A 13,058-nucleotide genomic window follows, 5' to 3' on the forward strand; every position below is an offset into this window, starting at 1 on the left:
TCGAAGCAAGCGCTTGGGTAATACTCAGTGAGCCGGACGGATGGAAAGGGCGTGGCGGAAGACGTTCCGCGGGTCCCAGCGGGCCTTCACCCGCTGCAGGCGGGCGTAGTTGTCCCCGTAGTAGATCGTGGACCAGGGCACGCCGGAGGTGTTCCACGCGGGGTCGGCGTGGTCGATGTCGGGGTAGTTGATGTAGGCGCCGCCGCAGTCGCCCCCGGGCACGGGCACGCCGCCCGTCGCCGCGAACGTCCGCTGGTGCAGCCGGCGCACCCATTCCAGGTGCGCCTTGCCGTCCTGGCTCTCGTCCCACGTGACCAGGTGGAGCGCCTTCAGGATGGACTGGCGTTCCACGGTGGCGGTCGCGGCCGGCGGCACCGTGTTGACCTGCCCGCCGTACGACAGGAGCCACAACAGGCCGTTCGAGGAGACGTCGCCGGCCTGGTGGAGGGCCTCGAAGGCCACGCCGGCCTGCTCGTCGGTGAACGGCTTGCGCAGGTAGGCGGACTTGCCCTTGTACCGGCCCGACTCCGCCTCGGCGCCGAGCGACAGCGTACGCACCGCCTGGAACCACGGCTCGCGCGTGATCGGCGACACGTACACCTCGGGGGTGACGCCGTCGGCCACGGCGGCGAAGTGATCGCGCAGCACCCGCTCCGCGTCCGGCACGGAGGCGTCGATCTGGGCGGGCAGGATCATGCCGCCGGGGTCGTCGCCCGCCTGGCGGCCGGGAATGAGCAGGGAGCCCCAGAGCGAGACCTCCGGGCTGCCCGGGGTGCTGTTGCGCTGGTGCCATTCGGCGTAGTTACGCAGCAGCCTGCGGAACGACTCCTTGGTCATGCCCGCCCATGACCAGGCGGCCAGGCCGGACAACACCTCGGCGGGCGGCTTGGGCAGGAGCTTGGCGGGGTCGCCGCCCCGGGCGGCCGGGTCGCGCATCCAGTAGCGGGTGACGATGCCGAAGTTGCCGCCGCCCCCGCCTGTGTGCGCCCACCACAGGTCGTGGTTCGGGTCGGCCGGGTTCCTGGTCGCCACCACGGCGCGGGCCCGGCCGGTGCGGTCGACCACCACGACCTCCACGGCGTGCAGGTGGTCGACCGTGAGGCCGTGGCGGCGCGACAGCGGGCCGTACCCGCCGCCCGCGATGTGACCCCCGGCGGCCACGCCCCCGCATTGGCCGCCGGGGATGGTGACGCCCCACCCCAGGTAGAGCTTGCGATACGCCTGCATGAGCGTGGCGCCGGCCTCAATGGCGAACGCGCCGCGCTCGTGGTCGAAATACACCTCGGACATCTCGCACATGTCGATCACAACCTGGGCGCCGTCACCGACGAAGTCCTCGTAGCAATGGCCGCCGCTGCGGACGGTGACGCGGCGGCCGGCGCGGACCGCCTCGTTGACGGCCGCGACGACCTGCTCCGTGCAGCCGACCACGTGGAAGTAGTCGGGTTGGGGGCGGAAACGCTGGTTCGTCCTGCGTACCGCCAGGTCGTCGTAGCGGGGGTCGGCGGGGCGCACGACGACGGGGCCGAAAGGCGGCCCACCGGTCGGCTCCGCCGGCGTCCCTGATCCCGTGAGCTCCGCCGTCATCGCCGCGCCGCCGAGCGCGGCCGTGCCGCCGAGAAATCCACGGCGTGTGACCTTGCCCATGATCCACTCCCCCTGCCGTTCGTCCGCCAATCTGCGTCTTCGACGCTAGGAGCGCGGACCTGGCCGGAGAATGCATCCAGATGTACGCGGGGGTGGAGGTAACTCCACCACTACGCCGTGCCGGCCGGTCCTGTCGCGGCCACATCAGGAAACGACGACGGTCATGTCCGAATCCAGCCAGACAGCCCGGGGTCCTGGCCACGATGCTCTGGTCTCGGAAGCGCACCGGCGAGAGGGAGATCATCATGAGTGACCAGGCGGCCCTGTTCCGCGGCCTGCACCGAGGCGGAGCGGTGCTCGTGTTGCCCAACGCCTGGGACGCCGCCTCCGCGGCCGTGATCGAGGCCGCGGGAGCGCGGGCGATCGCGACGACGAGCGCCGGCGTCTCCTGGGCGAACGGCGCGCCCGACGCTCAGGGGCTCACCCGAGAGCGGATGGTGGCGGCGGTCGCCCGCATCGTGGCGGCCGTGCGCGTGCCGGTCACCGCCGACATCGAGGGCGGGTACGGGGACGTGGCCGCCACCGTACGCGCGGTGATCGAGGCCGGGGCGGTCGGCGTCAACCTGGAGGACTCTGGCGGGACGCCCCTGCTTTCGCCGAAGGATCAGGCACGGCGCATCGTCGAGGCACGGGCGGCGGCCGATGCCGCCGGCGTCGACGTGTTCATCAACGCCCGCACCGACGTCTACCTGGTCGGCATCCCAGGGGACCAGCCGGCCGAGGTGGAGGAGCGGGCGCGGGTCTACGCCGATGCCGGGGCGGACGGGCTCTTCGTGCCGGGTCTGCTCGATCTGGACGTCATCGCCCGCCTGGCCGGCGGGCCGCTGCCGCTGAACGTGATGGCCGGGCCCGGCGCGCCGGCCGTGGCCGAGCTGGCGGCGGCCGGGGTCGCGCGGGTCAGCGTCGGCTCCGCGATCGCCCAGTCCGCGTACGCGTGCGCCGCGCGGGCGGCCGCCGAGCTGCTGGGCGCCGGCACGTACGACGCGCTCGCGGACGGTCTCGACTACGGCGCGCTCAACGCCGCGCTGTCTACTTGAGCCCGTAGGTGTGGACCACGATGCCCGAGGTGAACCGCGTCGTGCCGAGAAGGTTCAGGTGGGTGAGGTCCAGGCCGTCCAGCAGCCGCTCGCCGCCGCCCGCGATGGTGGGGAACACCCAGAAGTGGAACTCGTCGACCAGCTTGTTGTCGATCAGTGTGCGGTCGAGCCGGCCGGTCCCGAACTTCAGGATGTTCTCCCCCGGCTGCCGCTTCAGCTCGGCCACCGCCGTGGCGACGTCGCCTTCGATCAGGGTGCCGTTCCAGGCGCTCGCCTCCTTCAGCGTGGTGGAGGCGACGTACTTGGGCATGCTGTTGATCTGATCGGTGTACGGGTCCCCCGACCGCGCGGGCCAGGCCTCGGCGAACGCCTCGTACGTCGCGCGGCCCAGGAGCAGCGCGTCGGCGGCGAACATCAGCTTGTTCGCATACGCACTGTGCTCCTCGTCCCAGTACGGCCGGCCCCAGACGTGCGGGTCGCTGATGACGCCGTCGAGGGTGACGAACGTCGACTCGATGAGTTTCCTCATGGCAGATCTCCTTCACCTTGCGGTCGTGCTTCCTGGGCACAACCCTCGCCGGAGTCGCTTACGGATTCCTGCTCATGCGCTTAAGGTCGCGCCGCCGGCCGGCCGGGAGCATGACTCAGAGCGCGAAGGCGGCCAGCACCGCCTGTCCGATCTGCCGCTGCACGGGATCGGCGTCGGGGCCGAACATGCGCTCGTCCACCTCGGCCACCGCCTGCTTGGCCCGCTCCAGCAGGCGGGCCCCCTCGGGCGTGACCTCGATCGCCGAGGCGGAGCCCGCGCGGGCGGTGTGGTCGTGCACCAGTCCCGCGCCGACCAGCGCCTTCACCGCGGTGTGCACGCTCTGCACCGTGGTGCCCGACATCCGGGCCAGGTCGCTGAACGACACCCCGGGCACCACGGCGATGTGGCCGAGCAGCCCGAGCCTGCTGACGGTGAGCTCCAGCGGCGCGAGAGCGGCGTTGAGCTCGGTCTCGATGCGGCGGGCAAGCGTCAGCAGGATGATCGAGGGGCTCGTCACAGGCGGGGCGGGACGGTCGTTGCTCACCTCCTCAGTCTCCCCCACCGAGCGGCCGATCAGCGCGGATCGCGGCGCAGGGGGTGGTCGGGCGGCACCTGGACCAGGACGATGCGGTGGCCGTCGGGGTCCGCGATCCACGACTCGACGAGCCCCCACGGCTCCAGGCGGGCCTCCCGCAGCACGGTGACGCCCGCCTGGCGCAGGCGTTCCTCCTCGCCTGCCACATCGCGTACCTGCAGCCAGAGCGACACGCCCGCGCTGGCCCCGTCCTCACAGTGCCCCGACAGCTCCAGGAACCCCTGGCCCAGGAAGAACACCGTCCCCGGCGCGTCGGCCGGGCCGAACTCGCGATAGACGGCCAGGCCGAGCGTCTCGGCGTAGAAGCGGCGGCTGCGCGCGAGATCCTTCGGACGCAGCAGCACGCGGCTGCTCAGCACTTCCATGCCGCACCTGTTCCCCGGCAGACCACCGAAGACGCACGGCCCGGCTCGTCATTGCACCACTTCGAGGTAGTCCAGGTTCGGGTTGCCGGCGGCGGTGTTGGCGGTGATCCGCACCGTGTTGGCGCCCGAGCGCAGGGTCACGGGCACGGTGGCGGTCGCCCACGTGGCCCAGGCGCCGGTGCCGTTGAACGGCTGGTCGGCGGCGACCGTGGCGCCGTTGACGGTGATCGTCGCGGGGCGGCCGGCGGTGGTGCCGTTGGCGTACCGGATCCTGAGGGTGGCCGCTCCGGCGGCGCCGTTGACGGTCCACTCGACGTACGAGCCCGCCGCGTTGTCGCCGTTGACGAAGCCCGTTCCGGAGTATCCCGCGTGGTTGGACTCGACCGCGCCCTGCGAGATCGTGGCGTTCTCCGCCTCGTACCGCGTGACGCCCCCGCCGCCGCCCGGGACGGCCTTGTACGACCTGAGTCTCGTCAGCAGCAGGTGGCAGTCCTGCAGCGAGCCCGACGTGTCGCCCAGCGACCGGTAGATCCCCCATTTCGGGCGCACCCGGTCGCCGAGGAACGTGTCCACGCCCGTCGTCGTCGCGTCCACCACCGTGGTGCCGCCGTTCCTGACGACCCACCGGACCGCGCCGGCCGAGCCGTCACCGATCTTGATCTCGTAGTCGATGTCGATCCACTTGTTGTGCAGCGGCTCCAGGTCGGTCCGCCCGACCAGGATGTTCGGCTCGAAGATCTTGTGCTCGATGGTCTGCCTGCCGTCCACCCGGCGCAGCGAGGTGACCGTGATCGGCGACGTTCCCGAACCGGGCATCTTGGTCTGGAAGATGTGGGTGAAGGTCGTGGTGGCCTTGAGCGTGCTCGGGATGTACATCGAGTAGGTGACCCGCCATAACTCGCCCGTCTTCCAGGACAGGTAGCTGCTGCTGGAGGTACGGTTGCCGGTCACCTCGTGCCGCTGCCGGTCCGTGCTGGTGTCACGGTCGACCATGTGCATGGTGAAGCGGTAGTTGTCGCCGTCGGGGCGGATGTGGGGCGCGCCCGCCGGGTGGGAGTCGGCGCGGTCGTCCTCGATGGTCTCCCACGCCCCCATGCCGTTGGCCGAGGCCGACGGCGACCACATCAGCTGCCACGTCATCCCGGACGGGAGCAGGGTGGGCGCCGCGAACGCGGGACGCGCCGGCAGGAGCGGCACGGCGGCGGCCGCGCCGAGGAGAAGTCCGAAGCGGCGCCGGGACAAGGGTTGTGTCATGTGGTCACTTCCTGGGGTGATTACTGGATGGTGGAGCGGCGGATCGTGTCGGCGGAGCCGTCGCCGTTGTTGTCGGAGTTGGTGGAGCCGAACCAGATGGCGGCGGCGCCGGGCACCTTCTCGACCGCGCGGAGCCTGCCGTAGGTGCCGTTGAAGTAGGAGTTGACGGTCGTGACGTTCTCGCCGTTGAGCACGATGCGCCACAGCCGCTGGCCGCGCAGCGCCGCCATGAAGACCGTGTTGCCGACGATGGCGATGCCGCTCGGGGAGGCCTCCGCGACGCCCCACGTGTACTTGGGGTTGGTCATGCCGGACACGCTGCAGGTGCCCTCGCAGGTGGGCCAGCCGTAGTTGCGGCCCGGCAGGATGAGGTTGAGCTCGTCGCGTGAGGAGTTGCCCAGCTCCGACGACCACAGCCGGCCGGCCGAGTCCCAGGCCAGGCCCTGCGGGTTGCGGTGGCCGTAGCTGTAGACGCGCGTGCCGAACGGGTTGCCGGGCGCGGCGGCGCCGGTCCTGGTGATGCGCAGGATCTTGCCGTTGAGGGAGTCCAGGTCCGGGGCGTTGCTCGACTGCTGGGCATCGCCGGTCGCGACGTAGAGGTAGCCGTCGGGGCCGAACCTGATCCGTCCGCCGTTGTGGTAGCGGTTCTTGTCGATGCCCTGCAGGACACTGGCGTAGCCGCTGAGCGTGGTGCCGTTGAAGCTCATCTTGGCGATGCGGTTGCCCTCGGACGCGGTGTGCATGAAGAACACGTCCTGGTCGGTGGTGCCGTTCCAGGTGGGCGAGAAGTCCAGGCCCATCAGGCCGCCCTCGCCGTTGGTCGTCTGCGTGTTGGGGACGGTCCCGACCTGCGTCTTCGCGCCGGAGGTGGTCACCTTGAAGACCCGGAAGGTGTCCCGCTCGGTCACCAGCGCGTACGTCCCGTCCGGCGCCCAGGAGATGTCCCACGGCACGTCCCAGCCGCCGGCGACACTGGTCGGCGGCTGCGGCACCGTGCCGCAGGTGCTGGTGGTGAACGACGCCGACGGCGCGCTCGGCGTGGACAGCTGGTTGGCGCTGTCGCGCGCCACGACGTGCACCTGGTAGGTGCGGGCGCATTCCAGCGGCACCGTGGCCGTGGTCGCGGGCGGGGTCCCGGTGACGGTGGCCAGCACGGCGTTGGTGGCGTGGTCGCGGACCAGGTAGGCGCGCACGCCGTTGTCGTCGGTGGAGGCTGCCCAGCTCACGGTGGCCGAGGTGGCCTGCACGCCGCTGACCGTCGGCTGTCCGGGTGGCGACGGCGGGTCGTCGGCGGGGGCGGGCAGCGTGCGGCAGTTCGCCTCGGGGCTGCTCAGCGACACGTTGCCGGAGGCGTCCCGGGCGAACACCGACAGCTGGTAGCCGAAGTCGGGGGTGAGCCCGGTCAGCCGGTGCGGTGGCGCGGGCGCGGTCGCGATCTGCTGGCCCTGGTGGTAGATGTCGTACGCCACCACGCCGATGTTGTCGGTGGCCGGCGGCCAGTCCAGCGTCAGGGCGTTGTGCGCGATGGCCGAGCAGACCGGCTGCCCTGGCGAGGTGGGCTTCTCGGTGTCGCCGGCGCCGGTGACGCGCAGCCGGTCGAGGTTGGGCCCGCCGCCTTCCGTGGTGGCCGTGGCGCGGACCGTGTTGGCGCCCGCGGTGAGCGGTGCGTCCAGGGCGACCTCCTGCCACGTGGCCCAGGCGCCGGTGCTCGGGAAGGACCGGGCGGTGGCCACCGCGGTGCCGTTGACGGTGATGGTCATGGGCCGGTCGGCGGTGGTGCCGTTGGCGTAGCGGAAGGTCAGGGTCTCGGTGCCGGCCGCGGCGGCGCTGACGGAGAACTCGACGTACGAGCCGGTCACGTTGGCGTAGTTGACGAAGCCCGAGCCGGTGAAGCCGGCGTGGTTCGACTCGACGACGCCTTGGGCGATGGTCGCCGTCTCCGCCTGGTAGTCGGTGAACGCGCCGGCCGGGACGTCGGCGTCGAGGTAGTCGAAGTTGGGGTTGCCTCCCGCGGTCGTGGCGGTGGCCCTGACCTTGTTCGCGCCCGCGACGACCGGCGCGGTCAGCGTGACCGTGGCCCAGGTGGCCCAGCTCGCGGTGGCGGGGAAGGACCGGCTCGCGGCCACGGCGGTGCCGTTGACCGAGATGTCGCTGGGGCGGTCCGCGCCGGTGCCGTTGGCGTAGCGGAAGGCCAGCGTGGCGGTGCCGGCGCTGGGCGCGGTGATCGTCCATTCGGTGAAGGAGCCGGCGACGTTGGTGCCGTTGACGAAGCCGGTGCCGGAATAGCCGGCGTGGTTCGACTCCACGGCTCCTTGGGAGATCGTCGCGTTCTCGGCTTCGTACCGCATGGGCGCCGCGGCGGCGGGGAGGGCGGCCATTCCCAGGACGAGTAAGCAGGCGATGGCGCAGGCCCGGGACTTGCTGAAGTTCATCGGGCGCTCCTGGCTGAGAGTGATGCCTCGGGTAAGAGATTGGAGCTTTAGAACGTGTTCCCACAAACAGCCACAGGCGTCAACACCTGGAACGCGCCATTCTTTAGGAAAGTTTCCTAACTTAGAGCCAGTGCTGCCACGTGGGCAGCCCGCATTGCCCCGTAGGGTGGCGCGGGCGGCGTCACTGGCTCGCTAGAGCCCGGAAACAGACATGGGATGTCTTCGGGAACGTAGTGGACGGATCTCGGCCACTGATGGTGGGCATCCGGTGCTCAAAGTCTCACTGTAACGTTCCAATTCAATTCTTGACGAAGTTAATTAGTGCTACGATTGCCGCCATGCATCCTCGGCTCACCACCACCCGCGCTGAGGCCACCGTCTTCACCATGGTGCTCACCCAAGGTCCGGTGACCCGAGTGGAGATCGCCAGGCGCAGCGGCCTGTCGTCGGCCGCCGTGACCAAGGCCGCCCGCCCGTTCATCGAGGCAGGTTACCTGGAAGAGCTGGAGGCCACCGAGCGTACGGCACCCGGCGCCGGACGGCCGGCCAGCCCGCTGACGATCAGGGCGAACCGGGAGTTCTTCGCCGGCGTGAAGATCACCGATGACGAGCTCATCGGCGTCATCACCGACCTGCGGGCCCAGCCCCTGGTGTCGGCGCACCGTCGCCTGACGACCACGTCACCCGAGGGCGTGGTCGAGGCGCTCGCCGAGCTGGTCGCCGACCTGCGGTCGGACGATCCGGCCTACGACGAGCGCTGCCATTGGCTGGGCCTGGCGGTGTCGGGGGACGTGGACAAGGCCCTAGGGCTGGTTCGGTACTCCCCGTTTCTGGGCTGGCGGAAGGTGCCGCTGGCCCGGCTCGCCGGAGAGGCGACCGGACTCAACGTCACGGTCGAGAACGACGTCCGGTCGCTCACCGTGGCCGAGCAGTGGTTCGGCGACGGCGTGGGGGCGTCGTCGTTCGCGCTGGTCACGGTGGGGGCCGGCATCGGCTGCGGGCTGGTGGCCAACGACCGGGTGGTGGCCGGCTCGCACGGCGTGGCCGGGGAGATCGGCCATATCCCGGTGGGCGGTGAGGAGCCCGAGTGCCACTGCGGCGGGCGCGGTTGCGTGGAGGCCATCGCCGGGACCGCGCCCATCGTGGCCGCCGTACGCGCGGCCACCGGCGACGCGTCTCTGACCATCGACGCGGCCATCGACGTCGCCCACGCGGGGAACACGGCGGCGCGGGAGGTCTTCGCCCGGGCGGGGCACGCCATCGGGCTGGGCATCGCGGCGATGGCCAACCTGTTCGGGCCGGAGCGGATCATCGTGACCGGTGACGTGCAGGGGCTCGCGGCGTACGACTTGTTCGAGGAGCAGATCAACCGGTCGTTCACCAGCCAGGCGTTCGGCGCGGCGGCCGACTGCCGTCTGCTGCTGCGGCCGCGGACCTTCGAGCAGTGGGCGCGCGGCGCGGCCGCGGTCGCCATCCAGACCCTCTTCTCCTCCCAGGAGCGCTGATTTGACCACCGCCCCCGGCATCTGGCAGCCCCACGACGGAACGGCGCGACAGGAGCCGGAGGAGGTGTGCTTCCCGGCCATGGGCCTCGCCTTCACCTGCACGGCCACCCCCACACAACCCCCACCCACGGCCGCCGCCCCGGCCACCGTCACCACCTCCGAGCTCACCACCACATTCCTCACCACCACCACCGACTCGCCCGGCATCGCCGGCAACACGACCACTGCCACAGCCGACGCGAGCGCTGCCACAGGCGCCGCAGGCAGGACTGGGCGGGACGCGACGCTCGCCGGGCCCGAGACCAACTCGACGGGAAGCGCCGCAGGTGACCCCGCCTCCGCCCTCAGCGCCGGGGGCGGCTCCAACGGCGCCGCTCTCGACACGACCGCCACCGAGCCGCAGCCGGCCCAGAGGGACGGGGCCGTCTTGGGAAGTGGGAAAGCGGCGGAGCTGAGCTGGGTGGTGGTCGAAACCGTGCCGGGGGTGCTGGAGGTGCGCGTCACGCCCGGCCGGCCGGCCACCGTGCGCCTCGGATGGCGGATGCCGTGTGTGGACGCGACCGCGTTCTGGGCCGCCGACGGCGGTGAGCATCGCGGGTTGCCGCCGTTCTGGCGGCGTCCCCGCACCGCGGCGCTGGAGAAGAACGCCCCGGTCGGCTGCCTGGTGGGCGCCGGTGACGTGGCGCTGTGCACGTATGCCGCCGCCGAGGTCGTCAGGCCGGTGCGCATCCGCACGGGAGTCGTCGAGGAGACCGGCGACTTCGGGTTCTGGGTGGAGCACGAGGCCGCCCCGGACAATGGGCTCGTGCTGCGGCTGGACCTGACGCGGCGGCACTTCGCGCAGACGCTGGCCGAGGTCGCCGACTGGTGGGGAGCACGGAACGAGCCCGCCCGGGACGTCCCGCGGGCGGCGCGGATGCCCGCGTACTCCACCTGGTACGCCATGCAGCAACATGTCGATGCCGCGAGCGTCGAGCGGCAGGCGGCCCCGGCGGCCGAGCTGGGCTGCGCGGCGATCATCGTGGACGACGGCTGGCACAGCGACGACCGGGGCCGCGGTTACGGCTACGTCGGCGAGTGGGAGCCCTCCCGCACCTCATTTCCCGATATTTCGGCACACGTGGCGAAGGTTCGCGGCGAAGGGCTCGCCTACCTGCTCTGGTACGCCCTGCCGTTCGTCGGCCGCCACACCGCGCTCTGGGACCGCGTGCGACCGTACACGCTGGCCTACAAGGAGCACATGAACGCCGCCATCGTCGACCCGCGCTACCCCGTCATCCGGGACCTGCTCGCCGAGCACCTCACCCGGGCGGTCACGGAGTGGGGCATGGACGGCCTCAAGATCGACTTCATCGACCAGTTCGCCGTCGAGGACCCGCCGGCGCCGGGCCCCGAGGCCGACTGCGCCACCGTGAACGAGGGCGTGCGCAGGCTCCTCGCCCAGTTCCCCAGCGACTGCCTGGTCGAGCTGCGCCAGCCGTACGTGAGCCCGGGCCTGTGGCCGTACGCCACGATGATCCGCGCCTCCGACTGCCCGCTCAGCCCCGCGCACAACCGGCAGCGCACCGTGGACCTGCGCCTGATCGCCGGCCCGCTGGCCGTGCACGCGGACATGCTGATGTGGCACCCGGACGAGAGCCCGCAGCGGGTCGCCACTCAGCTGATCAACGTGTTGTTCGCAGTCCCGCAGATCTCGGTGGACCTGACCGCGCTGACCTCAGCGCAGGAGGAGGCGCTGCGGTTCTGGTTGTCGTTCTTCAGGGAGCACGCGGAGGTGCTCCAGCGGGGGCGGTTCGAGCCTGCCCGGCCGGACCTGGCCTACCCGCAGGTGACGGCACGCTCGGACGACACGGTGATCACTGCCAGGTACGCGCCGATACCCGTCCGCGTCCCCGACACGGGCACGTTGTTGCTGGCCAATGGGGACGCCTCCGCTGACGTGCTGCTCCAGGTCGCCGCGGCCGGCCCGGCCCGCGCCACCGTCGTCGACTGCCGGGGCCGCACCGAGGGGGACGAGGTCGTGGAGCTCGCCCTCGGGCTGGTGGAGGTCACCGTGCCCGAGGGCGGGCTGCTGCGCCTGGAGCGGTAGCTCGGTCAGGCGGAGCGCAGCCGGTCCCGCAGCTGCGCCTCGTAGAGCGAGGGCGGGAAGAGGCCGGGCTGGTTGGCGCCTTCGATGTAGCCGGCCGGCTGCGCGAAGGGCCCGTCGCCGGTGATCGTGCCGCGGCAGCCGATCGCGTAGTTCTGCGCGGTCGGCGGCTTTTGGACGATGAGCCTGCTGGTGGCGACGTCGCAGTTCCAGGCCACCGAGTGGGCCGCGGACCAGCCGTGCGAGGTGCCGTAGCGGCCGCGGTTGTACAGGCCGAGCGTGTAGCTGTAGTGCGGGTCCACGTCCCGGTGGCCGTCGAACAGCAGCGCCTGTGACCAACGACGGTGGCCCTCGCTGGAGTTGAGCGCGTAGTCGGAGGTGCCACGGAGGAACACCACGCCGGAGACCGTGCTGTGCCCGTTGGAGACGAAGGCGTGCCTGGCCTTGTAGGCGTAGCAGTCCCGGAAGAGCACCTGCTGCGAGTAGGTGTAGGCGTTGAAGTTGTAGCGCCTGCTGCCGGTCACGATGCTGACGGGGTCGATGGCCCGGCAGTTCTCGACCGTGGCCCGGGTGGTCTCCTGGGTGGCGACGCCGGCCTGGGTGAAGTGCAGCATGGTGCAGTCCCGCACCCACGAGTCCTCGGTCCGCAGCAGCACGATCGCGTTGTAGGCGTGGTCCTCGTCCTGCTCGGGGTCGCCGTGGTACTCGATGTCCACGCGCAGCCGTTCCACGCCCACCTCGGTGACGAGGCCGGCCTGGTCCCACTTGTAGAGGTAGGAGGTGGCGTGGGCGCGGTTGAGGTGGTTGAAGACCGGCACGTCGATCGTCACGACGTTCCCGGACACGTCGCGGACGTACCGGTTGTAGACGAGCGGATGCTCGCCGACCTTCCACGGCGGACCCACGTCATGGCCGCCGTAGTCGATGGCCTTGAGCCACTCCTCGGTGCAGGGGTGGGTGATGACGATGTTGTCGCCGGGGCGCAGCGCCCCCGGGTTCGCCACCTCGAACTGGCGCGACCCGACCTGCACGAACCCTGTGGTGATGTCGGTACGGGTGCCGGGGACCTCGCCCTTCCAGCCGCCGCCCTCGACACCGCCGGCCACGATCACGTCGCGGTCCTTGGGGTTGTTGCCGGTCGCCTTGATGATCGTGTTGCCCGACGGGTCCTCGCCGTCGCCGACGCCGCGTAACACGGTGCCGCCGGCCCGCACGTACAGCGTGCCCGCCACCGGGTACGTGCCCGGCAGCAGGAGCAACGCTCCGCGGCGGGCTCGGGGCAGGGCCCCGATCTCGTCCAGCGCCGCCTGGATGTGGGCGGTGTTGTCGCCCTCGACCGGCCGGATCGTCTTGACGACCGGCACGTGCGGAATCGGCCGCTCACCGTTGCGGTAGCCGGCGTGGCTGAAGTCGGGGACGCGGTTGGCCTCGGCGTCCTGCTCGTAGGCCAGCCGCCCCCGCCGGTCGTAGTGCACGAGCCGGGACTGCCAGGGTGGTGTGCCGGCCGCATGGGCGGCGGCGGGGCGCGCGCCGGCCGCCGCGGTCAGCGCCAGCGCGCCGCCCGCCGTCAGCACGGCGCGCCTGCTGAGGTCATGTGCCATGTACGGT

Annotated in this window: 10 protein-coding genes; 3 read left to right on the top strand and 7 right to left on the bottom strand. The window is 71.3% G+C overall.

The features are described from left to right. Positions 1 to 24: 24 nt before the first annotated feature. Entirely contained in the window at positions 25 to 1,647 is a 1,623-nt protein-coding gene (locus EDD27_RS25600) for an FAD-binding oxidoreductase (protein ID WP_127934643.1), read from the bottom strand. 245 nt (positions 1,648 to 1,892) lie between these two features. On the opposite strand from EDD27_RS25600, the gene EDD27_RS25605 reads away from it, so the two are divergent. After that, entirely contained in the window at positions 1,893 to 2,684 is a 792-nt protein-coding gene (locus tag EDD27_RS25605; RefSeq protein ID WP_127934644.1) for an isocitrate lyase/PEP mutase family protein, read from the top strand. Here the strand turns inward: EDD27_RS25605 and EDD27_RS25610 are convergent. The 5 genes from EDD27_RS25610 to EDD27_RS25630 all read right to left on the bottom strand — a co-directional run bounded on the left by EDD27_RS25610 (position 2,677) and on the right by EDD27_RS25630 (position 7,859). Beyond that, a complete protein-coding gene (locus tag EDD27_RS25610; protein ID WP_127934645.1) occupies positions 2,677 to 3,213 on the bottom strand; it encodes a dihydrofolate reductase family protein in 537 nt (178 codons plus the stop codon). The two genes, EDD27_RS25605 and EDD27_RS25610, sit on opposite strands and share 8 nt — an antisense overlap. A gap of 115 nt (positions 3,214 to 3,328) precedes the next feature. After that, complete coding sequence (locus EDD27_RS25615) at positions 3,329 to 3,757, bottom strand: MarR family winged helix-turn-helix transcriptional regulator (protein WP_206641642.1); 429 nt, start codon at positions 3,755 to 3,757, stop codon at positions 3,329 to 3,331. A 29-nt stretch (positions 3,758 to 3,786) separates the two neighbouring features. Continuing rightward, positions 3,787 to 4,173: a VOC family protein gene (locus EDD27_RS25620; protein WP_127934647.1), complete on the bottom strand. Its 387-nt coding sequence runs from the start codon at positions 4,171 to 4,173 to the stop codon at positions 3,787 to 3,789. A 48-nt stretch (positions 4,174 to 4,221) separates the two neighbouring features. Next, complete coding sequence (locus EDD27_RS56895; RefSeq protein WP_241564247.1) at positions 4,222 to 5,427, bottom strand: carbohydrate-binding protein; 1,206 nt, start codon at positions 5,425 to 5,427, stop codon at positions 4,222 to 4,224. Positions 5,428 to 5,447: 20 nt separating this feature from the next. After that, positions 5,448 to 7,859, bottom strand: coding sequence for a PQQ-dependent sugar dehydrogenase (locus EDD27_RS25630; RefSeq protein ID WP_206641643.1), 2,412 nt, complete (start codon positions 7,857 to 7,859; stop codon positions 5,448 to 5,450). A gap of 338 nt (positions 7,860 to 8,197) precedes the next feature. On the opposite strand from EDD27_RS25630, the gene EDD27_RS25635 reads away from it, so the two are divergent. Next, positions 8,198 to 9,364 carry an ROK family transcriptional regulator gene (locus tag EDD27_RS25635; RefSeq protein ID WP_127934648.1) on the top strand — a complete coding sequence of 389 codons (1,167 nt, stop codon included), beginning with the start codon at positions 8,198 to 8,200 and terminating at the stop codon, positions 9,362 to 9,364. A gap of 1 nt (position 9,365) precedes the next feature. Next, a complete protein-coding gene (locus EDD27_RS25640; protein WP_206641644.1) occupies positions 9,366 to 11,453 on the top strand; it encodes a glycoside hydrolase family 36 protein in 2,088 nt (695 codons plus the stop codon). 5 nt (positions 11,454 to 11,458) lie between these two features. On the opposite strand, the gene EDD27_RS25645 is transcribed toward EDD27_RS25640, so the two are convergent. Further along, positions 11,459 to 13,051, bottom strand: a complete 1,593-nt coding sequence (locus tag EDD27_RS25645) for a pectate lyase family protein (protein WP_206641645.1) — start codon at positions 13,049 to 13,051, stop codon at positions 11,459 to 11,461. Positions 13,052 to 13,058 lie beyond the last annotated feature (7 nt).

This window comes from Nonomuraea polychroma (genome assembly GCF_004011505.1).
In the GTDB taxonomy this organism is placed as follows: domain Bacteria; phylum Actinomycetota; class Actinomycetes; order Streptosporangiales; family Streptosporangiaceae; genus Nonomuraea; species Nonomuraea polychroma.

Excerpts from the sequence above, each read along its gene's own strand:
- EDD27_RS25600 (WP_127934643.1), bottom strand. The coding sequence starts at position 1,647 with ATGGGCAAGGTCACACGCCGTGGATTTCTCGGCGGCACGGCCGCGCTC.
- EDD27_RS25605 (WP_127934644.1), top strand. The coding sequence starts at position 1,893 with ATGAGTGACCAGGCGGCCCTGTTCCGCGGCCTGCACCGAGGCGGAGCG.
- EDD27_RS25610 (WP_127934645.1), bottom strand. The coding sequence starts at position 3,213 with ATGAGGAAACTCATCGAGTCGACGTTCGTCACCCTCGACGGCGTCATC.
- EDD27_RS25620 (WP_127934647.1), bottom strand. The coding sequence starts at position 4,173 with ATGGAAGTGCTGAGCAGCCGCGTGCTGCTGCGTCCGAAGGATCTCGCG.
- EDD27_RS56895 (WP_241564247.1), bottom strand. The coding sequence starts at position 5,427 with ATGACACAACCCTTGTCCCGGCGCCGCTTCGGACTTCTCCTCGGCGCG.
- EDD27_RS25630 (WP_206641643.1), bottom strand. The coding sequence starts at position 7,859 with ATGAACTTCAGCAAGTCCCGGGCCTGCGCCATCGCCTGCTTACTCGTC.
- EDD27_RS25635 (WP_127934648.1), top strand. The coding sequence starts at position 8,198 with ATGCATCCTCGGCTCACCACCACCCGCGCTGAGGCCACCGTCTTCACC.
- EDD27_RS25645 (WP_206641645.1), bottom strand. The coding sequence starts at position 13,051 with ATGGCACATGACCTCAGCAGGCGCGCCGTGCTGACGGCGGGCGGCGCG.